Annotated in this window: 15 protein-coding genes; 7 read left to right on the plus strand and 8 right to left on the minus strand. The window is 53.7% G+C overall.

Annotated elements, in window-relative coordinates; all coding sequences use genetic code 11:
* The first annotated feature begins 74 nt into the window (after positions 1-74).
* Positions 75-1310 (plus strand): DUF1501 domain-containing protein, encoded by a 1236-nt coding sequence (locus SH528x_RS26375; RefSeq protein ID WP_442506431.1) that lies wholly within the window; start codon positions 75-77, stop codon positions 1308-1310.
* Positions 1311-1459: 149 nt separating this feature from the next.
* On the opposite strand, the gene SH528x_RS26380 is transcribed toward SH528x_RS26375, so the two are convergent.
* Positions 1460-2443, minus strand: coding sequence for a YncE family protein (locus SH528x_RS26380; protein WP_442506432.1), 984 nt, complete (start codon positions 2441-2443; stop codon positions 1460-1462).
* Positions 2444-2815: 372 nt separating this feature from the next.
* Between SH528x_RS26380 and SH528x_RS26385 the strand changes: the two genes are divergently transcribed.
* From SH528x_RS26385 to SH528x_RS26395, 3 genes are all read left to right on the plus strand, one after another.
* Positions 2816-5854, plus strand: a complete 3039-nt coding sequence (locus SH528x_RS26385; protein WP_442506433.1) for an FG-GAP-like repeat-containing protein — start codon at positions 2816-2818, stop codon at positions 5852-5854.
* Positions 5855-6079: 225 nt separating this feature from the next.
* Positions 6080-6256, plus strand: a complete 177-nt coding sequence (locus tag SH528x_RS26390) for a hypothetical protein (RefSeq protein WP_442506434.1) — start codon at positions 6080-6082, stop codon at positions 6254-6256.
* 419 nt (positions 6257-6675) lie between these two features.
* Positions 6676-7962, plus strand: coding sequence for a DUF1559 family PulG-like putative transporter (locus tag SH528x_RS26395; RefSeq protein ID WP_442506435.1), 1287 nt, complete (start codon positions 6676-6678; stop codon positions 7960-7962).
* A 95-nt stretch (positions 7963-8057) separates the two neighbouring features.
* Here SH528x_RS26395 and SH528x_RS26400 read toward each other — a convergent pair whose 3' ends face one another.
* Positions 8058-9170 (minus strand): cytochrome c3 family protein, encoded by a 1113-nt coding sequence (locus SH528x_RS26400; protein WP_442506436.1) that lies wholly within the window; start codon positions 9168-9170, stop codon positions 8058-8060.
* Positions 9171-9440: 270 nt separating this feature from the next.
* Between SH528x_RS26400 and SH528x_RS26405 the strand changes: the two genes are divergently transcribed.
* Together SH528x_RS26405 and SH528x_RS26410 are read left to right on the plus strand one after the other, a co-directional pair.
* Positions 9441-10748, plus strand: a complete 1308-nt coding sequence (locus tag SH528x_RS26405) for a tetratricopeptide repeat protein (protein WP_442506437.1) — start codon at positions 9441-9443, stop codon at positions 10746-10748.
* Between the two features lie 282 nt (positions 10749-11030).
* Complete coding sequence (locus tag SH528x_RS26410; RefSeq protein WP_442506438.1) at positions 11031-11396, plus strand: four helix bundle protein; 366 nt, start codon at positions 11031-11033, stop codon at positions 11394-11396.
* Positions 11397-11584: 188 nt separating this feature from the next.
* Here SH528x_RS26410 and SH528x_RS26415 read toward each other — a convergent pair whose 3' ends face one another.
* From SH528x_RS26415 to SH528x_RS26430, 4 genes are all read right to left on the minus strand, one after another.
* Complete coding sequence (locus SH528x_RS26415; RefSeq protein ID WP_442506439.1) at positions 11585-12889, minus strand: glycosyl hydrolase family 28 protein; 1305 nt, start codon at positions 12887-12889, stop codon at positions 11585-11587.
* A gap of 102 nt (positions 12890-12991) precedes the next feature.
* Positions 12992-14446 carry a hypothetical protein gene (locus tag SH528x_RS26420; RefSeq protein WP_442506440.1) on the minus strand — a complete coding sequence of 485 codons (1455 nt, stop codon included), beginning with the start codon at positions 14444-14446 and terminating at the stop codon, positions 12992-12994.
* Between the two features lie 214 nt (positions 14447-14660).
* Positions 14661-15800 (minus strand): metallophosphoesterase family protein, encoded by a 1140-nt coding sequence (locus SH528x_RS26425; RefSeq protein WP_442506441.1) that lies wholly within the window; start codon positions 15798-15800, stop codon positions 14661-14663.
* Between the two features lie 292 nt (positions 15801-16092).
* Complete coding sequence (locus SH528x_RS26430) at positions 16093-17571, minus strand: sulfatase family protein (RefSeq protein ID WP_442506442.1); 1479 nt, start codon at positions 17569-17571, stop codon at positions 16093-16095.
* A 308-nt stretch (positions 17572-17879) separates the two neighbouring features.
* Between SH528x_RS26430 and SH528x_RS26435 the strand changes: the two genes are divergently transcribed.
* Positions 17880-19052 (plus strand): right-handed parallel beta-helix repeat-containing protein, encoded by a 1173-nt coding sequence (locus SH528x_RS26435; protein ID WP_442506443.1) that lies wholly within the window; start codon positions 17880-17882, stop codon positions 19050-19052.
* A gap of 77 nt (positions 19053-19129) precedes the next feature.
* Here SH528x_RS26435 and SH528x_RS26440 read toward each other — a convergent pair whose 3' ends face one another.
* Together SH528x_RS26440 and SH528x_RS26445 are read right to left on the minus strand one after the other, a co-directional pair.
* Complete coding sequence (locus tag SH528x_RS26440; RefSeq protein ID WP_442506444.1) at positions 19130-20398, minus strand: bile acid:sodium symporter family protein; 1269 nt, start codon at positions 20396-20398, stop codon at positions 19130-19132.
* Positions 20399-20462: 64 nt separating this feature from the next.
* Complete coding sequence (locus tag SH528x_RS26445) at positions 20463-22658, minus strand: hypothetical protein (protein ID WP_442506445.1); 2196 nt, start codon at positions 22656-22658, stop codon at positions 20463-20465.
* Between the last annotated feature and the right edge of the window lie 7 nt (positions 22659-22665).

Below are 22665 nucleotides of genomic sequence, written 5' to 3' on the forward strand. Positions count from 1 at the left end.
AACGTAGTGGATCTTGCTAAAGATCCTTCACGCACAGGATCTTTAGCAAGATCCACTACACGATTGATTTACCTATGCAATTATCAACTAACCCAAATCGACGTCTCTTTCTGCAATCTTCAATCGGTGGTGCTGCCGCGATCGGTGTTGGCGCCGCACTGCCGAAGTGCTTTGCCGAGGCCGCATCCAGCGGCAATCACTCTGGTGAACGAATTCTCGTCGTCGTACAGATGTCGGGCGGAAACGATGGTTTGAACACCATCATTCCCTATGCGGATGACAATTACCGATCCGCGCGTCCCAAGCTCGCGATTCCGACCACTGACGTATTGAAGTGCGATGACGACAATGGTTTGCATCCATCGATGACCGGGGTGCACGCTCTATTGCAAAACGGCCAGTTTGCCGCCGTTCGCAATGTCGGATACGAAAAACCGAACCGATCACACTTCGAGTCGATGGACATTTGGCACACCTGTCGCCGTAAAGACGAGCCGCGTCCCGACGGATGGCTCGGTCGCTTCTTGGATCAGCAACCCGCTACGGCGGGCGGAGATGTTCCTGCGCTGCATCTCGGACGAGAACAGCAACCGGCCGCGATCGCGTCTACGAGCATCCGTGTACCCACCGTAAAAGAATTGTCGGAATTCCAATTGCGAGGCAATGACAAGCAATCGCTGCGTGACTTTTTGCAGAATCGACAGTCGACAAGCACCGCCACCGACAATGAGTTGCTCAGCTTTTTGCAATCAAGCACGACTTCGGCGATCGCAGCGAGCCAGCGTGTAACCGAAGCGGCTCAGGGTTATCGTAGCGAAGTGAAGTACCCTGAAACCGAACTGGGCAACAAGCTGCGAGTGGTAGCTCAATTGATCGACTCGGGACTAACGACGCGTATTTACTACGTCCAACACGACGGTTTCGATACACATGCTCAGCAGGCTCAAACGCATAGCATTTTGCTTCGGCAATGGAGTGATGCGGTCAGCGCGCTGGTTCGGGACTTGGAAGCCCACGACCATGGACAACGAGTCTGCGTGATGACGTTCAGCGAGTTCGGTCGGCGTGTTTCTGAGAACGCCAGCGAAGGAACGGACCACGGCGCGGCGGGGCCGATGTTCTTGTGCGGTGGCGGCGTCAAGGCCGGCATCGTCGGCAAACATCCGAACTTGACCGATCTGCAAGATGGCGATTTGAAACACGAGTACGACTTCCGCCAAGTCTATGCATCGGTACTAAAAGATTGGCTCGGCACTAACCCGACGCCCATCCTCGGCAAAGAATACAAATCGCTGCCGTTGTTTGTTTAGTCTACTTTGGCACGAACCAGGTGGTTTTCACAGCGGAGCGGCGCAATCTGCGATCCACGCCTTGAGAAAGCGTGCCCGCCCAAGCTAGTTTTCCCAATCAGCTAAATACGCTGTCCCTGTTCCTTTACCGGAGCCGAGAGGCCACGAATTCACTGCGTGTTAGGGGCCATGGTTAGGCGGTAGATGCAGGCCGAGGCGCCGCGTGTTTCGTGGTTGAAGACGCCGATGTCCAGGCCTGCGGAATGCGGCGTTAGGAAGTAGGGGACCACTTTGCTGGGGAGCAAGTGACTGAGGTCGCCCCAGGTCCCTTCTTTCAAGTCACGCCAGGTTTCGAAGCGGATGAATTTGTTTTCGTCGCAGTTGTTTTCGCCAGCATAGCTCGGGCAAAAATAGCTGGTCGCGTACCAGTGCCCCTGGTAGTAATCGACGTCGTTGAGGACCAGGCCGGTTCCCTGCCAGCTGCCAGCGACAGCGTTCCTCTTTTTTCCGTAACTGCTGTGGATTTGGAACTCTTGCTTTTCGAAGTCGGTTACTTCGACCACCACACCATGACTGGAACCGATCACATAAAGCGTCCCGCCGGCAATCGTCAGCGCGCGAGAATAGCCCAAGTGCTTGGATAGATCCAACACCGCGACACTGCCGTCGGTTCCCTTGAACCGAAACACTTGGCCGCTGTCGGGATTGAGCGTATACATCCAACCGGTTGCATCGTCGAACAGGATGTCGTGCGGACGCTGCAACTTGATGTCAGCCAGCGATGTCGCAGAAGTCTCCCATTGGTCGCTTGCGGGATCGGCGAAAGTGATCAGTCGATGGTTGCCGGTGTCGGTTGCGTAGAAGCGTTTCTCTATGGGGTTGAAGACGACGGAGTGGGCGTCCGCCAATACACTGATCGGCGATTGTAGAAACGGTGACTTCGGATCGGTCCGATAGAACAGCCGGTTGCCGCTAGTCACGATCTCGGTCTTACTACTATGGTCGATATGCGTGCATGCCGGAAACGAACCACTCTGCGGCGCGTACTTCTCGACCACGATTCCGCTCACCGCCCCCGACTGAGCATCCGCCTGAAGGCCATTGAACAGACAGGCAAAAAGTACACCGGCGAATATCAACTTAGTAACGTTCATGTGTTGTGGACCTCTGGTTGATACTACTGGCAAAACACGGCGTTCCGGCACTAATCCACCGTCCTCACTGGCGAGTTCAGGGCAAATCAATTTACAGGATGCGCAACGCTGCTGCCATCGCCAGACGGCGGATGGACTCTCTAAATCCTCGCTTTTTGCGACCGTAGCCGCGATATTCAGATGACGCTGTTGCAAAGATCTGACGTGCCCTGCCAGCGCATGATCTTTGCCGACGGTTCAAGATTCCAGTCCTGGTGCTGCTGGCCCTTGTATCCGCAGCCACTATTGGGAGGTAAGGTTATTCAGATTTCGTTGATGAGGTACGCTTTCGTCGGATGAACCTCTTTTTGTCACTTTGGCTAAACAATTTCCATGGCATCTCTCGCACAAAGACTGACCCTCGCCGCCTTGCTGATTTCACAACTACTCAGCTGTGTCGGTTGCCAACCGTCTTCCAAAGTGGCGCCGCAGGCCCAAGCCGAACGTGAATTGACCACGGTCACGGAAGAGGGTACAGAGGCGGACTCGCAACAGACGCAAGGTCATTCCTCGGATCCGGTCAACGAGATGCGGCGGGCGATGTCAGCGGGCGACTGGAAACTTGCTGACCAGTTTTCGGAAAAAGCGTTGATCGCTCAGCCCAATGACCCAGGGCTTCTAGCAGAGGTCGCGCGCGTGATGGCCATGAACCAGCGCCGACGTGAAGCCGCTCTTCTGATGGTCGAAGCAACCGCCTCGGCCCATTATCAACCGGAATCGCAAGTCAATTTTACAGTTCAAGCTCTCATCGACGTGGGCGAATTATACGTCGCGATTGACTTTCTCCAGCAGGCGGTGCAAATCGATCCCGAAAACGCCAAACTCCGCCGACAACTGGTCGGTTTTTTGGGTGAAGCACACCGCACGCAAGAGATCCAACCGCACTTGCTCGAACTGATTCGCCAGCGACAGTTCGATATTCCGCTTTTGGTGACCGTCACCGAAACATCGTCGCGACGATTTCTCGATAATTTTGCCGACATGTTGCTGCAACGCAAACCAGCTGATCGCCGTGTGCGACTGAGTGAAGCTTACGAGCGGTTTAGTGAACTTGATTTCGATGCGTCGGAAAGCATCCTGCTGGACATTCTTGAGCACCATCCAGACTTCACGCCAGCGCAGACGCTTTATGGCCAGGTCTTGGTCAAACAGCGCAGGTTTGACGAGTTTACCCAGTGGGTTGGAAACGCGTCGGCCAGCGCTAAGTTGTCCCCGGAATACTGGCTCGCGCTGGGTGATTGGGCGAACGAACAGCAACGATTCGCTGAAAGCTGTCATGCCTACTGGAAGGCAACACAGTGCAACCCCAACCTCGGTGTCGCTTGGTCGAGTCTGGCACAGTCGTTGGGATCAATGGCGGAGTCGGACGCTCCGGCTGGCAACAACATTACCGACGAACAGTTGCAAGATATAGGTCAGCGCATCAATCAGCTTATCAAGCTTCACACAGTCTTTTTCGACTTCAATGATCGTGGTCGTCAGAGCCAAGATGGGGCTGTGAAGGTTGCCCAGTGTCTGATGAATCTAGGTCGCAACTGGGAAGCCGAAGCTTGGACCGCAGCCGCCACAACGCTAACTCAGGAACCATCGCAAGAACTCACGCCGCTTCGCGAAGAGATTCTCAAGCGGCTGAAGCAGGATGCAAGCTGGCAATCCGAACGAGGACAATTGGCGCTCAGCATGAACCTGAGTGATTTCCCGTCGGTGGATGTGAGCAGTGATTCGAGTACACGGTCCCGAGTAAAGGTTGTGCCCGAGCGTGCGTCAACCGATCACTTGCGGCTTACGGATCAGAGCAAACAATGGGGGCTGGAGTCGATCGGCGGTGAAAACAATCCGGACGAAAATGGCCTAGCCCCCCTGATCCACACGAATGGTGTTGGCGGTGGTGCGATCGACTATGACCTGGACGGGTGGCCGGATTTGATCGTAATGGGTGCCGGCGGCACGATGCAGCGAACCGATTCGAAACCCAACGATTTACTGCGAAACGTCGGCACACGATTTATCAAAGTTACATCAGCAACCGGAGTTGGCGATACCGGTTTCGGTCAAGGCGTCGCATCGGGTGATTTCAATGAAGACGGATTCCCCGATCTGTTCTTCGCTAACTTGGGGAAAAATCGGCTGCTGAGAAACAACGGCGACGGAACGTTTACCGACTGTACTGAATTGCTTAGCGATCGCGCGACCGACTGGACAACCAGCGCGTCGTTTTTTGACATCAACGGGGACGGATACACAGATCTGTTTGCGACAAACTACTGCGACACAGTCCCGTCGGTGGGGCAAGCCTGTCTCAACGACGAGGGGCTGCTTGGCCCTTGTCACCCGTTGAAATTCCCGGCTAAGGGTGACCAAGTGTTTGTTGCCCGAAGCGATGGGCAGTTCACGGACGTCAGCAAAAAGTGGCTGCCTAACGTTTCGATTGGTCGCGGACTCGGCATGATTGCTGGGACTCTTGATGGTAAGAACATGGGCGTCTTGATTGCCAACGACATGTCCGCCAATCACTACTATACGTTTGACGAGGGTAAGGATCAGCTCAACGAAAGTGCGGCGATTCGCGGACTCGCAGTCGATGGCCGCGCGATGACCCAGGCATCCATGGGGATTGCCGCGAGCGACTTTGATGATGATGGCGACCTCGACTTTTACGTCACGGGTTTTTCACGCGAATACAATATCTTTTACGAACAAATATCGCCCGGGTTTTGGCGTGACGAGACCAGTCGAATGAAGCTTGTTCAGCCAACCCTCATGACCGTCGGTTTTGGGACACAAGCGATCGATTTGGACAACGATGGCGTCAAGGAAATCGCTGTAACTAATGGACACATCGGTGAGTTCAATGATCCTAGCCATCCACCTTACAAGCAACCTTTTCAGCTATTCAGTCGCAGTCAGCAGGGTGCATTCAAGCTGCTAAATGACGACGCCTGGGGTGAGTACTTTCGTGAATCACATGTCGGTCGCGCGATGTGGACAACGGATGTCAATCGTGATGGCAACCAAGATTTGTTGATCACGCATGCCTACGAACCGATTTGTCTACTCGTCAATCAAACGCAGGATAACAACCACAAGATCGCGTTTCGTCTAGTCGGTACACACAACCAGCGTGACGCCATCGGCACGGTTGTTCGCTTCGACTGTGGTGGACGACAACAATCTTTGTGGGCGCTGGGTGGAGATGGATATCTCAGTTGTAATCAAAAAGTTCTCCGCGTGGGGCTGGGCGAAATCGACCAAATCAGCAACGTAACGGTCACTTGGCAGAACGGTAGTGTTGATGAACTCGGTACACTTGATGCGGATTCCGAGTACCTCGTCGTCCAAGGAACCAAAGTGCCATTCGCGACTCGGTTCTAACGAATTAACGCAATTTGACGAGATTTAACGAGTTTCAGCAGCCCTTTTGGGCTAAGGCACCGCTGCAAAAATCGATGTCAATTCAAAAACAGACGAAAATGCGTCAATCTGTAGCGACAGCCCAACGCAATGTATAGACTAGGTCGGTCGACTCGCGTGTAGCAAGTTGAAATTTGCCTGCTTAGGCAAGTTATCGATCAGTACTCCAGTGTTGAGGACCGCAGAATGAAGAATGTGTTTTTAGTGTGCGTTGCAATCATCTGTTTATCGTCGTTTTCTCTTGTCGGTTGTGGCTCAGGGACATCAACGAAAGTTGTCGATGTGCCGCCTCAGAGCGAACCAGAAATGACTCCCGAAGAAGAAGCCGAGTATGCCAAGGCAATGAGAGAGTCGATGAAGTAAGGCGGCGAGTTTGACCCCAGCGGACCTGCCAAGATTTGCCGTGAAGCGTCGTCGGCTCAATCCTTTGTCGAGACAGATTGCCGTTTCCGGCACTTGCAGTTGCGTTTGAAGGTCTCGGAGTCGTTGTATTCGCGCAATTTTCGCGCATAGGCGGAGATTTGGCGAAAAAGATGGCCTGGCAATTCAGGGCGAATTTCCTGGCAAAATCAAGTAAAACGGCTAGCTGAATCGCTAATGGGGCATTTTTTTGCCGAACAGACGGTTTTGCAGAGATTTACTTGCCATAACTGGCGAGTTATTGTTATTGTCGGCCATAAGATGGGCGAGGTCTGATTATTTATTCGTGATTTGCATTGCGAAAGATCGTTGATCTGCGGCCGGTACAGTTTGTTTACACATCTTTCTTTTTGGAGCTTCGTATGTTGAGTAGAAAGACTCGGACCAGTGCATTTACACTGGTTGAATTATTGGTGGTGATCGCCATCATTGGTGTTTTGGTGGGCCTTTTGTTGCCTGCCGTTCAAGCAGCTCGTGAAGCTGCTCGCCGCATGAGTTGTAGTAACAACTTCAAGCAAATCGGCTTGGCGATGCACAACTACCATGCGGCCTACAATCAGTTGCCGATTCACGGTGGCGGAACCGGGTTAGGACTCGCAGGGTCAGGCACTGGCTGGTGGCAAGCGTCGAACAGCTCGAACAAGTTAAACCTGAACGCGATGGTTGGCATGACGCCGTTCTTCGAACAGCAAGCCTTGTGGGAGCAGATTTCGAATCCCGATACCAAAACCGTATCCGGTGCCGCGCCGCCAACCGACACAGGCACCCCAGGTGCTTGGCCAGCGATGGGGCCGAGTCCCAAGTCGTTTTCAACCAATCCTGGGTACATCCCCTGGTCGACCGAAATCTCAAATATACGCTGCCCGAGCGACCCCGGAACTGGCTTGCCAGGGCTGGGACGAACGAATTACGGTATGTGTGTGGGTGATTCCTTCAGCGGGCAGCGGCACAACATGATGAACCTGGGTGCGGCGAGTGGAAGTGGGCCAGCATATGGCCCTCATGCCAGCGGTGGTACTGTTGCCAGCGCCAAGTCGACCAACCGCGGAATGTTTCAGCTTTATGCCAACAGTAAGTTTCGCGATGTGCTAGATGGATTGTCCAATACCGTCGCGATGGGAGAAATCGTTTCTGACTTAGGCGACCGCGACAAACGTTCCTCCTACTCGTCACACCCTTCCGGTCCAGCTTCTAATGTTGAAAACAATCCTTCATGGTGCGTCGACGTAGCTAACGAGATCGATCCTCAACGGCCACAGTTTTGGTGCCCGCAGACCGGTGGCGTTGGCTGTACCGCTCCGCCGTCGCTAGTATCCAATGGCGTCGATAGTCGTGGTATGAAATGGGCTGCAGCGTTGCGTTCTGGAATTTCCGACGTCTATACCGTACGACCGCCGAATAGCGAGTTATGCATCGGCCAATGGGCGGATAACGCTGGCAACTTCTCGCCCAGTAGCCGTCACCAAGGTGGCGTTCATGTGTTGATGGGCGACGGTGCGGTGAAATTCATTACCGACTCGATCGAATCCGGTAATCAAACTGCTCCGATGATCTGGAATAACAACAATCCTGGTTCGAAGAGCCCTTATGGATTATGGGGCGCACTTGGCACGCGTGCTTCGAAAGAGGTTATCGACACTAACTTCTAAGCAGGCCGTCAATTCCTAGTTTGACTGCGAGATTGAACCTCGCCCGCGAATTGCGGGCGAGGTTTGTTTTATAAGTCCGTGACCCCGACAGGTTCTTATTCAGGACGGACTCGAATCCAATGGTCGTGAAAGATCATTCCCTGCTCGAATCGTACCGGAGGCATGTGACACTCGATGCATCCGTCTCGCGGCGATACGGGACACGCAACATGGTCCGTGTTCTCCTGATCGTGACAGCGAACACAGTCGTCGACGTATGCTTGTTTCGACTTCGCGGTAAAGGCCTGGTGCGGGTTATGGCATGTTGTGCACATCATTTGCCCCTCCGCTTCTAAATAGCATGCACTTCGCAACATCCCAATCGGTTGAAATCGAACCAGTTCGCTCGGATACTCGCGTAGCTTCTTGGGTGAGATGTCCTTAGGCAATCGATGACAACTTCCGCAAAGCTGTAATTCAGACTCTTGATCCCAATTATCTTTTCCGACCGAAAATGCAGGCGGGTGATCGGACAGCCTAGCCTGACGCACGTGCTCGCTTCCAGGGCCGTGGCATTTCTCACAATTGACGTTTGGAATCAGATCGACAATTTTTTGGTCAACGATGGTTCCTGACGTCGTATGACAATCAACACAGCCGTGCATCATCTCGCCACGCACCGGATTGCCAAAGAACTCGATTTCATTGCTGGGCTTTTTGTTGACGTGTCCCGGCGTTAATCCGAAACCGGCATGGTCTGCGAACCATGAGACGCGATGTTCGAAACCAATCGTGCCGTCCTGTTGGTCGGGAATAAGTGAAAAAAAGGTGACTGCATTGTGTCCCGACCCCAACGCATATTGCAGCGGAAATGGTTCGGAGTCAGCGTCGTCGACGCGAACCGCTTTTAGCCCCTGCTCATCCATAACGTAGGTAAACCGGCCATGCGGTTGCCCAGCATCCACCGTGCTGCCCACGAACTTCTTCGCGATCGAGGCATGCTGCGCACTAATGAATGTTGACGCGTGCCCCGATTTTCCATGCAGGTGATAATTCTCTGCATGACATTCGCCACAAACCTGGCGGCCGACAAATGTCGGTATTCCGGGCGACGGATTGACAGTCGTGACCGCAACCGCTTGCACCATTTCGTCTGGCGGATCGTCGCGTACAACTCGCATCATCACTCCGATCGCAACCACAACCGCTACCACAACGACTATACTCACGGAACGTTTCAAATGGCTCTCCCTCGGCAGTTTCAAAATTTTGTTAAGCAAAGGCGCGTTCGCACCGACCATCTCTCGAACGAGCCTTGCTCCATGAGTGGTTTCATCGAAACGCTATTCTAGCACGCCTCGGTTTCGATGGGTAAGCGACGGCGGAAGTCTCGCGTGCTATGCTAAGTTCCAGCCCCACCATCGCGATTCTCGCAAGTGATCAATGAAGTGATTCTAAGACAATCAAAATCTGACCGTGTAGCTGTCTGGATTTGCTGGATGACGCTGGCAACCTCTGGATGCGATTCCAAGACAGCGCCCCCCGCTCTCACACCACCAACACAAACGGCCGTCGTCGCTCAGCTGCCCGCGGTTGAGCCTGAAAAGGATCCCTCGGTATGGCGAGAAGAAGCAGCGACAGCGTTGCAGTCCGGTGATGTGTCCGCAGCAAGTCACGCGATTCGCGCTGCCGTCGCCGCCGCACCGGAGGATCCACAAAATGTATTTTTCCTGGCGATCGTCCTCGGAGCCGAGCATCGCTTTCCAGAAGCCATCCGCGTACTTGATCGATTGGCGGTGGCGGTTCCTGAAACGCGGTTGCCAGCACTAGGTCAAACGGCCGAGTGGATGGTCATCCAAGGTCACTACAGTCAAGCGGAATCCCGCTACCGCGAATTGCTCGACTTGGTCCCGGACGCGATCATGGCCCATCGCCAACTGGCGATACTGCTCGTTCGCCAAGGCCATCGTCTCGAAGCAGCAAATCATCTTCAAAAAATGTGCCAACAAGGAAATATCGAAGAGATCGAACTTCGAATTCTGTTGAACCTTGCCGTCATGTTTAGTAAAGATGCGAAGTTGGACGAATGGGAGCCCATTGGTCCACTCGGTCAATCGCGATACGAAATGAGCCAGTCCCACCCCCAAAATGCGATTGCGGACCTTTCGAGTCTCCCAGTCTCACATTCCAACGAGGCTGAATTGCTCGGTCGTATCTATGCCCAGCTGCAAGATTTCGACAAACTCGCTGCGTGGTCGGACCAATATCTCCAGTCCCCACCCAAGACAGCAGATGGCTGGTTCGCATTGGGCACACTCAGGGCATCTCAAGACGATCCTGAGACGGCGGCATGCTGTTTTTGTGAAGTTGTGATTCAGGATCAGACGGACCAACAAGCCTATGCCTCGCTGAGTATCGAACTTGAGAAACTCAATCTTCTCAGCGAATCGAAACTTGCGGCCGATCGAGCCGCATCGATTCGACGAACCCAGTCGATCGGCGATGCGATGGCCGAGTCCGATGTGCGAGACCCAAAGCAGCTTTCCGAATTAGTGCGGCTGCTCGATGAACTGAAACGGCCCTTCGAATCGCTAGCCTGGCAAGCGGTTCAACTTGCATACGCTCAATCGCAACTGTCCGAAACCCAAGCCAAAGAACAAATGACGGCACTCAATGCTCGTCACCTACAGTTGCTGCAGCAACCCAACACCGATGCTCCACTGGAGTTCGTTGTGTGTGGCGTGGATATCGTGACACTGCGAGAAAAAGTGAAATCAAAATTGGATCCCCAACCCGTCCTGCGATAGCCCAAGACTGGTGGTCACCCGAACAAAAGTCTCAGCCAGTCTTAATCTTCATCACGTCTGCGCAACTGCATTCGACCGGAGCCAACCAAAGAAGATTACGATTAAGAGTATGATTACCATTAAGAATGAAAATCGAGACCGAACAAAATTTCTGGCCAGTCTTAATCTTAATCCTACTCATAATCTTAATCCCGTCTGCACAACGGCATTCGACCGAAGCCAGCCAAAGAAGATTAGGATTAAGAGTATGATTACGATTAAGAATTAAAAAGGGACAATGCCATGCGACAGTTCGATCACGAGAAACTGAATGTCTATCAATCATCGATTACTTTTGTCGCGTGGGCAACCGACGTTCTCGAGTCCATTCCCAAAACACGGGCCGTTCATAATCAGTTCGATCGAGCGTCGACGTCGATTCCGTTGAACATCGCTGAAGGCAATGGCAAATTCACCGAATCAGATCGTTGCCGATTCTTTGACATTGCTCGCGGATCAGCTTTGGAATGTGCGGCAAGCTTGGACGTAATGGTCGCAAAACGGCTAATTAAAAAGTCGCTAGCAGACGAAGGCAAGAGTTTATTGATCGAGATTGTTTCAATGTTGATTGGCTTGATTCGAGCAAATTCGGCAGAGCGAAATCATTAGTCACGCGTTACCAACTCTTAATTTCAATCCCGTCAGTGCAACCGCATTCGATCGGAACCAGCCGAAGCAAGATTAGGATTAAGAGTAAGATTACGATTAAGAATCAAAATCGAGACCGAACAAAATTCCTGGCCAGTGCGTCTGCCCCGTAGCCTTTTTGCATGAAACACGACGTCGCGGAAATCACGTTACTCGTCTACGACATGCACGTTCGTGATCGTGACGTCGCGAATGTATTCCGCTCCCGCCTGGATCGTCACCGCTTCACCTGGTGATCCGTGTCCGATCAGATTGCTGAGGATTGAGTCGGAGAGCGATCCGCCGATCAGGATCGTATGCTGCGACTGACTAGTCACGTTACTCACCATGATGCGGCAAGTGTCACCCAGCGGTGCCACACCGCCGCCGTAATTGTGGTCTCCGATCTTCACTGCAGCTTTGCACGTCAAGTCGCCAGGCGATGTGTCGATCAAGCCATCCACGATAATGTCGTGCATTTTGACTCCTGAAGTATTCAGCAACCTGACGATGTGGTGTCGGCCCGCGCAGTAGCCTTTGACGTTTCTGATGACAATGTGCCGGATATCGTCCAGCCCGTCGCCACGGTCGTCGCCAGCACTGACCATTGTCGTAGCAAGACTGCCCGCCGGTCGGTCGCTGCGTGGAATGGCCGTCAGAGCGACTAGGTCGTCTCCGGTGTAGCCTGTGATATTGTCGATCAGGATATCGTGGCATCCCATGCGTAGATCGACCCCGTCTTGGTTGAGGATCGTTTGCCGAGTGTCATCGATCATCTTGTATCCACGCGACGCGAAATCCAGGTCTCGCAGCGTGCCGTGAGCACAGCGTTCGAGCGAAATTGCCCAACAATGAGAATCCTTAATCGTGATGTTCTCGATCCGAAAATGCTCAACGAAGGCCAGCAGGATCCCGATATTCCGCCAGTCGCCGAGTTGGCTTTCGCCTTGGACACCTGCATCGGTGCCGTAGGTTTTGGTGCCCAGCGTCTTGCCGCTGTCGCCGGATGCACGGGGGCGATCGGCACCTTCGAGCACGGCGTGGCCGATACCGCGGATGTGGATGTTCTGCAGCGGCTCGATGTCGGTGATCCCCAGCCCACAGTTCGCGCTCCGCATGAAGTTATCTCGACAACGATCGGACAGCTTGATGTGGCAGTTGTCCAACTCAAGCGTTGTGTTACTGTGCAGCAAGATCGCTGAATCGAGCAACCAGACATCTCGTCGCTGTCCGTCCCCGAGGTTGACTCGTGGGATGACCACTCGACAACCAGCGTCTGCGGCGGCCTCGATCGCCTGGTTGATTCGCTCGACGTCCGTGCCCGCGAATTCGTTGGGGGTGATGACGTCGCGCGATGTGGATTCGCTGCTACCACGATCCGGAGGCGAGGCCGACGCGAACGACCATCCCAAAGAACACAACAACAGCACCGGCAAGGCAGTCTTCCACGAACACCCTCTTGCAGTCTCGTTCATACCCTAACCTCATCGTGTTCCATATTCTGCGATTGGTGGCAAACCGGGTAGCCACGTTCGCCAGAACGTGGACTGCACCGCCTGGGGACGGTAGCTACCTTCCTAATCCAAACTCTCTTGATGGAGCGATTCAAACAGCTCAATCAGCTTGGCGACAATCTTGGTGGTCGCTTCCTTTTCAACGTAATTGCTGCCCAACCACGTTTCGTAGCCGCCCAAGCGATGCTGCTCGGGAGTCGGCAAGTAACCGTACGATCCATTGGCCAGTTCGATGGTGAAGGTGTCGGCGAAGGGACTCAGATCCTTGAGTTCCAACCCCGTTTCGGTAAACACTTCGAACGGGATTGCGGCGATTCCCAAATCGCCGATGCGGAGCGTTTGCAGTTGAATCTCAATCTGCTTAGGAGCTGTCTGGATCTTCGCAATTCGATCCGCATAAATCTCTTCGCGACTGTGTCGTCGCCTCGGATCGTTTTCATCGCCGGTGGTGATATTGGCGAAATACTCAATCATCTCTGGCGTCGGCTGCCTCGTTTTCAGCGTCAGGTTGGCTTGTTTGGCAGCCAAGGGCACCCACTCATGAAATTCAATTTTCTGATTGGCTTCATACACGCGGCTGGCGATCTTTTCGGCAACCTCCTGCATTTTTTCATAACTTCGGTATTTCCGCGCGGCTCGTTCAGGGAAATTGATATTGTTTACATCACCGCTGGTGCCATTGGAAAGGATGCCGACGAACGGCGGTGATTGGTCGCTCGCTCCCAATTTTCCTCCGATGAACTTTGCGAAGTAACCAAAGTAATCTGCCGAGACGTCCCCGGATCGGACACCGCCGACGTAGTGCAGGGAATAGTTGGCCAGCAGAGCGATCGGATGACCATGGGTGCCTTGCAGCGAAACGAAGCTAATCTCCGGATCGGTCGGCCCGGCGGGACGGTCAAGCTTGGAACTGCCACGAGGAGGGTTCATCCGGACTTGGTCGATACCACCGAAAGGATTGCTCAACAAACTCGCGTCGTTGACAAACCAACGACGGTTGAAAAGTTCAGACGGTTCATCGATCGATCCCCAACCAATCCGTGCCGGTTCCAATTGAGCAAGTGCCCTGCGGACGCCGTCCGAGATGCGATGGGCGATGAACTTTTGATAATCGCTCAGCTCCGTTTCTGGCAGTGTTTTTAGGGGACCACGCGCTGTGGTCGCTGAATGCGTGTGGGTAGCCGCCGTCAATACATGCGACGCCGGTATCCCGGTAGCGTCGAGTATCTGTCGCTTGGCTAGATCATAAACTTCGACGGGGATGCCGACGTTGTCGCAAATCACAATCGCCAATTGAGTCTGGCCGTCGTCCAAGACGACGCACCGTGCATGCAGCTCGTCATGGATATTAGCAGCGGGGATCGGTTGCCATCCCCCGACGATCAATTCACCCAGCGGCGGTGTGATGTTGCTCGTCGCTGCGCCCGCGCGAAAGACAGACTTGGCATCCTCCGCTTGAATTCGGCATTTGCCGCCGAGCAGTAAAACAATACAGACCATCAATGATGAGATACTCATCCTTCTCATCGGTGCAGAAATTCGCATGTGCAAAAACTTTTCATTCTAGGCGTGGGTGATGTAGCGGAACTCGTCAAGAGTTTCGGCAGCAGCCAAGGAGTAACTGGCGTAGTGGATCTTGTTAAGGATCCTTTCGTGCAGGGATCTTTAACAAGATCCACTACCTTCTCATGCGTTGTGTTCGGTCGCTGTTTCGAATCCTTCACTCTCACACTTAGCGTGCGTTGGCCGCCAAGGCGTAGCGTATTTCGTGTTTTTCCCCGTGTTGAGGATGAGCGTGATCGAGAGCGCGAAGCTCCAGTGCGAATTGATCAGCCCCGAATTTGGCTTTCACCCAACCATTGGGATGCGCTGGGTTGAACACATACGAGCAAGCCGGCAGGTTGACCAAGTTCACTTCGTCCTGCATTTCGCGAACGTTCCAATGATGCGTGTGTCCGAAAATGTATGCCTGCACGTGCGAGCGCGCGTTCAGCAGATCGACGAGTTTCTGGGAATCCCTCAACCCACTAATTGTCGCCTGTGACTCCTTGGGCAGGAATTGGAGATTGTGGTGTCCAATCACGATCGCCGGCTTTTCAGCGTGCGCGTCCAGCGCCGAGGCTAGCCAGTCCAACTGCGGCTGACCAAGTTCGCCGGTCACTTTGTTCACCTCCCAAAGTGAATCCATCAAAAACAGGTTCGTCGTGGGTGTCGAAAGGATACTGACATGCTTGCCGTCGACCAATGGATTGTCAGCCCGCTGGCTGGCAAACGCATCGTAGAACGGCCCGCGGTCATCATGGTTGCCCATCGTCATGTGGAGCGGCAAGTCGGCGTCGGCAAATCGCTGCAATGCCGTGCTCAAGGTTGCATAGTCCTCGGCAAGCCCACGTGAGAACGCACAATCCCCATTGATAATGACGCCCGCCGGAGGCGATGGCTCCGCCAAAACCTCGTCGATAATCCGGTTCAGACAATCCAGCATGGTGATCCCACGAGCACTTTTCTTCGGATCCGCGTCAATGTGGGGATCGGACAGCAACGCCCACCAATCATCGCTCGGTTTCAACTCTGCAGCCCCGGTGTAACGCGAGGCTAACAACGCGGTACCTCCGACAAGTGTCGTTTGCAAAAAACTGCGGCGTGTGGGTGGAATCATGTGCAGCGGCATCACAATCTCGCTAATCGGTTTGGGGGACACATCGCAATGCAACACGACGCTGCCGTGATTGTTAAAACCGATCCAAAAGTGGTACGTCACCGTGGCGGATGCCAGCGGTGGCAAGCTTTTCGGTTTGGGTTTAATCAGTGCGGCAGGGAAGTGAAGGTCGATGCGTTTGGTGGGAAGGCAGGAAGGGAGGCTCCACTGCATTTAACAACACGAGTGGAACCAAGGTCACCACTGTATCCGCGATAATGTGGTCAGTCAAATTTATGGGGTAAAGCCTAGACTGCTAGAACTTTGGTGTTGTAGTGATCTTTGGTTGCGCTGGGTTTCTGCCACCTCTCCATCAACTTCGTCGGTGGAGAGGTAACTGCAGTATCGCCGGAAGAAAAACTTATACCCAATATCCGACGTCAATACCAAAGTTCCAGCGGCCCAGGGCAAGCCTAGCGCCGTCGGCTCACCAATACGGGCAAAACGAAAAAACAGGACAGCCGAACTACTGGTCCTTGGCCCATGCCGGAGTGCCGAACCAGTCGTCCATTTCCTTCAGGAACGGAGCGACAATTTCGGGCGACTCCTCGATGTGTCCTCGGTCGCCTGATTCGACGATCCAAGTATCGAGCGCCGCACGCATGCGAGCTAGCGCCGCCTGATGTCCTGGCGTGTTCGAGTCAGCGAGATTGGTGACCTCGTGTGGATCCGTCTTCGTATCGAACAGCATCTCATCGGGAAAGGGTTGCATTAGTGCCAACGGCGCGCCGCTCAGTTTGCCATCGGCCTTGAGTTGTCGCATGAGCGGCATGACTAGAAAACACTTTTCCTTGTAACGGTTCAGCGTCTCGAAGCCTGCGCCCGGCGTATAGTTGCGGATGTAGTGATAACGCTGATCGTGAACCGAACGCATTCGTATGCTGGTCTCGTCGATGCGATCTCGGGCCGCAAACGCATAGGTTCGCGGCGGTTCGGATTCCGCGCCAGCGAACACACGACTCTGCATCCCCAGTGGTCGCGAGACTCCCGCAATCGCCAACGTCGTCGCGGTCATGTCGAGCAAACTGACCACGCGGTCGCTGACCGTGCCAGGCGACTCTTGCTGGGTGAGAAACGGATAATTTTTGCAATCACGCACGATCAGCGGAACTCGCAAACCCTGATCGAACGGCCAATGGATCCCGCGCGCCGTAAGTCGACCATTGTCGGCAAAAAATATAACCACGGTATCATCATCCAGACCGTCTGCTTTGAGTCGCTGTAAAATCTTGCCAATTCGAACGTCGGTGCCGCTAATGGAATTCAGGTAGCGTGCCCATTCCTCTCGAACGATTCTGTGATCGGGATAGTAAGGCGGCGGCGTGACGTTTTCGACCGTGGCGACTTGCGGATGCCATTCTTCCCCAACCCACTTGACGCGATCTTTCTCGGCCGACTTGCGATCGTAAATGTCATACTCAGCTTCGGGCATGTTGATTTGTGCAAAGAACGGTTGACGCTGTTTTAGCTCGTCCCACTCGGCGCCGCCGTAGAGTTTGCCTTCGTTGACGAAGTTCAGATCAAGTTTTCCTGTACCGATTTCTTCATCACCCAAGTGCGTGATGTTGGCAGTGTAGTAGCTAGCGTCCTGTAGCCGTAGGGTGAGAGGTCGAATGCCGTCAGGGAGTCGAAAGTCGTCGTCGCGATGTGATCGCATGTGGTGCGTATCGGTTGTCGTTTGATACATGCCAAGCATAAAGCAGGATCGGCTGGGTGCGCAAACGGGCGACGTCGAAAACGCATTCGTGTAGCGGATGCCGGATTCGGCGAGTGCATCAAGATTAGGCGTCGCCACGTTCTTCTGTCCGTAGCAGCCAAGGTCGTTAGAAAAGTTTTCGCCAACGATCCACAGAATGTTTGGACGAGATGGTTCAGCCCATGCACCAGCAGCGAAAATGACCAGGCAAAGCAGTGCTCCGAGGACGCGAAATGTTGCGATGTTCATACTTGTTTTACTCTTTAATTGCTGTGAACTTGACACGTTCGATCCAATTTGACATTCGAGATAGTGGCCAAGGAAAAAGTAGTTTTGGTTCCGGCTCAGGCCTCTGCAACCGCCGCCGCAACGAGCCTCATTGTCCGTCTTCGGCAAGCGATACCATCTTGGCTCGACATGCGTTGCGTTCAATATAACGGTATCCAACGAGCAAATGATCGTCATCCTGGATGTGGAGTTACGCAGTGCGCATTTCATTGCAAGTCAAGGTATCATTCATTCGTCGAATACATTCAGTCGAGACGAAGGGTTAAAGCATGAAATTGATCGCAACCATCCTGTCACTTCTTCTCGGCGTGACGATTCCTGCCATGGCAGGCGACTACGACATCACTGATTTCGGAGCGACAGCGGGCGACCAGAGCGATGATACAACGGCCATCGAAAACGCTCTGACCGCATGTGCCGATGCGGAAGGCGGCACTGTGCTAGTTCCGGCGGGGACATTCATTCTGTCGCGGCGCGATAGCGAATCGCCCATCCTTGAAATTCCTCCCAATACAACTCTTCGCGGTGAGGGAGCAGCATCGATTTTAAAGTTCGCAGCAGCAGTGAATCAAAGCAACTTTTGGCGAATGATCGGCGCACCGGTCAAAGGCGGAACAAAAAACGTCGTGATCCGTGACCTGCATCTGGATGGTTCAAACACGCATCCCGAGTACGTCAAGGGCGAGACGCCCGAGCACAATGCCGGCCTTTGGTTCTACAACAAGGATCATGTGATCGAGAACGTGACCGTGGTCAATGTATTTGCCGAAAACTTCTCCGGCGACTGCATGGCATTTTCGTACAACTGTCGAAGCATCACCGTTCGTGACTGTACGCTGCGGAATTTCATCCGGCAGGGAATTCAGATGGGAGGCAGTCCCGGTTCTCGCGACTATCTGGTGACCGGCTGCCGTGATCTCGAACATTCCGTAAAACCCGGCGGTTCCACAATCCATGTCGAACACGCTCGTGGCCTGAAAAATGTAATCATCGAAAACAATCAGTGTCGCAAATCGATCCTCGCGGGTGGAGTGGATGGCATGATCATTCGAGGCAATACCGTCACGGGAAAAATCGTCGGCAACAGTAACTCCAATCTGCTGATCAGTGACAACATCGTTCGTGCAGGCGACAATTCCGGAGCCGTAGTCCAGCTTGGGTATACCAAGGGCCTGACAATCCGGGGTAACACGATTCTGGGAACGGAAAACAATCCGACGGGACTGTATGTTTGGGGAAAGTCACGCTACAACGACCAGCCCGGCGAAGACGTTCTCATCAGCGGCAATCAAATCAGCGCTGCCGAACACGCGATTTCTCTCAACGGAACGGTAAACGTCCGCATCAGTGGTAACTTGTTGAAAGCGCCGCGGCCGTTGCTCCAGCGGCGCACGGAAAGCGTGATTTCAGACGTGGCACCTCCGACACCTGATGTCGAGTAAGGTCCACACCATTCAGAAGAAGAACGGAACTACAGTAACCAACAGAAGATGCAGCAACAGAAGGAGCCACCCACCATTCAGACTCCTTCGATTTGTTCACGGTACGCCTCGGTTTGGACACTGCGACTCCAATAATTTGCCAGCAGTGAACCGGAGAGATTCATCCAGGTTCCAAAAACACTTGGTGGTAGAGCGGCCACAGGGCTCTTTAGCACTTCGATGGCCAGCCCGGTCGCCATTCCGCCATTTTGCATCCCCACTTCAAACGCCACCGTTCGACAATCTTGCTCAGTCAAACGGGACGCCGATGAAGCAAAGATTCCCAATCGATAGCCAACCGCTCCCGCCATCGTGCCTGCCGCGTGAGCCGCCCAGTACCCGACAAACAATCCGATCGCGTTGTGTAAGACCGCAGCCAACAACAATGCGCCCCCAACCTGAACGAGTTCATCGTGTGTTTGCGCCGTCAAAATGGTCAGGATGGCACAGATTCCCGCTACCGAAACCAACGGTAGCGCACGATCGACCCACTTCACATCAAACCCACCGCGGGCTAGCAGCATTGCTTTAACGCAAGCCAAAATCCCGACCAATGCCAAGCCAAGCAGTAAACTGGAACGGAGACCAGCAAACGCCCCTAAGACTCCGCTAGGGATACTAGCGCACAGCACAGCAATTCCGACACAACCGCCTGTTACACCCAGTAAGACCGCTCTATGGGCGGCCCATGATTTGGAGCTGTATAAAACGGCGTTGGCAACCAGTCCCGCAATGATAGGAACGATGATGATATTGAAGACACCAATGACCATCTTGAAGGTGTCGATATCGATATAGGCGCCTGCCAAAACTTTCATCCCCAAGGGAGTCATCACAGGTGCAAGCAATGTAGAAACCGATGTCATCGTGACCGACAGAGCAACATTCCCCTTTCCTATGTAGCTCATAAGATTCGACGCCACACCGCCCGAACAGGTACCTATCAAGATGACGCCCGCCGCCAATTCGCCATCAAAGCCGAAGGCGAGCACCAACAGATAACCCGTGATCGGCATCACGCCAAACTGCAACGCGATCCCCACGATCACTGACCATGGTTCTTTGGCAATTCGCGCAAAGTCGCCCAGGTTGAGCGTCGTGCCCATCCCAAACATGATCAACTGTATCAACGGGACAATCAAAGCCGCCAACGGGAATCCCCACCAGGACTGAAAGGTAGCGGGATACAGGAATGCGCTACCGACTCCTGCCAGCACCCAAGCGGTAAACGCTAGTCGAGGCAGCAAAATCGTGGCAATCAGTGCCAAGAACGGCAAACCAATAAGCCCGACCAAGTCCATATTCATGCTGTTTTAATCGTCTTTCTTTCTGCGGCTCGGTGAATGTCTGTCGGTAACGGACTCGATCGGATCACTCCCCCAAGCGATTTTTTCTCAAGTAGGCACTTTTCCCAACAGTGTCGATTGCACCGTCAAAGCCTGGACCGCCACCCGCGACATACCCGTTGCTGGCACCCGATTCACTAGGGGAAACCCAAAAAGAATACAACTGGCCGTCGTTGAGATAAAAGCGGAAACGGACCGGAGTATTAGCCAGACTCGACAGATCCGTGGTTCCTTCCCAAGTCACTTCCGACAAGGTGCTGTCGGCAGTCAACGCACGGCACCGCACTGCAGAAAATCCTTTCAAAGGCTGACTGTTTTCATCGAGCACTTCGACCCGAAGACTACCATGGGGACAGTCGACATTGACAAACAACCGATTGCCGCTGAACAGGACCGGCTTTGTGGTCAGAGTACCGCCGTCGGTTCCTGCATCCATGCTGGCGAACCCGTCGCGTCGCAACTTGGCAATCCCCGTCGATGCGTTCGCATACATACCGTTGTCCCAGGCATCGCGTCCCTTACGGGCTGGATCTCCAGCAAACCCTGTGTAGTGGAACCACAACTCGTCGCCAACAACTGTGCAGACAGCGGCGTTCGAATGCAGATACCCTCGATCCCAACTGCCTTCCGTCCGACTAGCAGCGATAAAGGGTGCGCGATCATCAGGGCGGTGCCAATGAAATCCATCGCGACTGAATCCAAGATGGATCTCCGTCATCTTGGGAACCCCTTCTATTGCACAATCCGAATTCGGAGGCCCCTGGTAAATCGACAACGCACTAAGCATCAGCGACTCATACGCAACCGCATCGAGGTTGTACAGCTGAGGGTCGAGTGGCTTTGGGTCACGATCAGGAAACGCATAAAACCAATGTGAATCGGGTAGATCAAGGTTGTCTGCGCGCATCCATTTCACTTGATCCGCAACCGCCGCACCACTCAGAAAGTCGTCGTGCTCACTGTAATTTCGGCTTCGTTGATGCCATGACGAACGGATGCTGTAGACCCATTTTCTCCTGAACGGGTTAAAGAAAATAGTGCTGCGATCCCCCATCGGACCTGTCGACACGGGATCGCTCCAGTGGACGCCGTCGGCAGACGTAAACAATTCGCCACCGTGCGGCCGTCCCCAGAGCAGCATCTTGAATCGTTGCTCCTGCCGCGTAGCAAACGGATCAAGAATCACAGCCGCCGAGTCGCGACGTCCTTTCGCTGGGATAACACGATTGGTCCCCGGCTGCACATCCAGCTCAGGGCGACTCCATGAAATTCCGTCGCGGCTAACCGCGTAGGCAGTCCCTTCAAACCAGCCAGCACAATACCAAATTTTATAAAGCTGATCGGTTGGGTCATACCAAACGCCGCCGCTGAACGGAGCCGCCATCGGAGCGGAACCGCTGTTTACCCCCAACTCAAGTTCGCTCTCAGGCTTCAGAACAGGATTGCCCTCATACTTGCGAGCCTTGTGCCAAGTCCGCTGCAACGTGGTGCTATCGATCAGAAAATCATCGACGAATAACTGCCTCCCGGTGTCGATCGCAAGCTCTGCCGGCGGGTAATCCAGATAAGGAACCGGCAACGGGTCGTTCCCATGTCCACCCATATGTCTTGGCGGCCACACACGAGGCAGTTGGATGCCGTTGTACAACAACTCACCCTCATTCTCCGGCCACGGACGCGGCTTCCACTGAGTAATTTCGGTACCGCTTGGACCTAACAGCACCGCCCATTTTCCGATCACCAACTGGTCTCCTACGGCCAGCGACTTCCGATAAACGGTCACTCTGTCGATTGCGTTCGTTCCAAACAGTTGGAATTCATCGATCTCCACCTGCCCAAATCCTTGCTCCCCCAAGTAGTCTTGTTGGCTTGCTGCGCCTTTGAGACGAGCGTCTGGGGTGAGTGCATAAACAATGCCCGCACGCAGACATTCAAACTGATATCCATCGATTTCCGTTCGGATGAATGCCATCCCATTCAAAGCATCTGGAACAGCGGGACACGTGTAGGTTCGATCAGCGAAGATCTTTGCACCCGGACGAAACGAATCCGTCTCGACCGCTGAAAAAAAAGCCAACAATGGGGATTTTTCCAACGGAGCGTCGTTCGCTTCTGCAAAAGGCACCGCTGCAAGCAAGAGGCAACAAGTCGCGACAAGGAAAGTCAACGTACAGCGAATGATGGAAATACGATGAATCGAGTGTTCGGAATATTTTTGCATTGAATTA

The sequence above is a fragment of the Novipirellula methanifontis genome, assembly GCF_052161655.1.
Taxonomy (GTDB): domain Bacteria; phylum Planctomycetota; class Planctomycetia; order Pirellulales; family Pirellulaceae; genus Novipirellula.

Bases quoted from the DNA above. Each gene is read 5' to 3' on its own strand.
- SH528x_RS26375 (WP_442506431.1), top strand. From the start codon at position 75: ATGCAATTATCAACTAACCCAAATCGACGTCTCTTTCTGCAATCTTCA.
- SH528x_RS26410 (WP_442506438.1), top strand. From the start codon at position 11,031: ATGCGACAGTTCGATCACGAGAAACTGAATGTCTATCAATCATCGATT.
- SH528x_RS26395 (WP_442506435.1), top strand. From the start codon at position 6,676: ATGTTGAGTAGAAAGACTCGGACCAGTGCATTTACACTGGTTGAATTA.
- SH528x_RS26415 (WP_442506439.1), bottom strand. From the start codon at position 12,889: ATGAACGAGACTGCAAGAGGGTGTTCGTGGAAGACTGCCTTGCCGGTG.
- SH528x_RS26380 (WP_442506432.1), bottom strand. From the start codon at position 2,443: ATGAACGTTACTAAGTTGATATTCGCCGGTGTACTTTTTGCCTGTCTG.
- SH528x_RS26440 (WP_442506444.1), bottom strand. From the start codon at position 20,398: ATGAATATGGACTTGGTCGGGCTTATTGGTTTGCCGTTCTTGGCACTG.
- SH528x_RS26385 (WP_442506433.1), top strand. From the start codon at position 2,816: ATGGCATCTCTCGCACAAAGACTGACCCTCGCCGCCTTGCTGATTTCA.
- SH528x_RS26430 (WP_442506442.1), bottom strand. From the start codon at position 17,571: ATGAACATCGCAACATTTCGCGTCCTCGGAGCACTGCTTTGCCTGGTC.
- SH528x_RS26445 (WP_442506445.1), bottom strand. From the start codon at position 22,658: ATGCAAAAATATTCCGAACACTCGATTCATCGTATTTCCATCATTCGC.
- SH528x_RS26420 (WP_442506440.1), bottom strand. From the start codon at position 14,446: ATGAGTATCTCATCATTGATGGTCTGTATTGTTTTACTGCTCGGCGGC.
- SH528x_RS26425 (WP_442506441.1), bottom strand. From the start codon at position 15,800: ATGCAGTGGAGCCTCCCTTCCTGCCTTCCCACCAAACGCATCGACCTT.
- SH528x_RS26435 (WP_442506443.1), top strand. From the start codon at position 17,880: ATGAAATTGATCGCAACCATCCTGTCACTTCTTCTCGGCGTGACGATT.
- SH528x_RS26390 (WP_442506434.1), top strand. From the start codon at position 6,080: ATGAAGAATGTGTTTTTAGTGTGCGTTGCAATCATCTGTTTATCGTCG.
- SH528x_RS26405 (WP_442506437.1), top strand. From the start codon at position 9,441: ATGACGCTGGCAACCTCTGGATGCGATTCCAAGACAGCGCCCCCCGCT.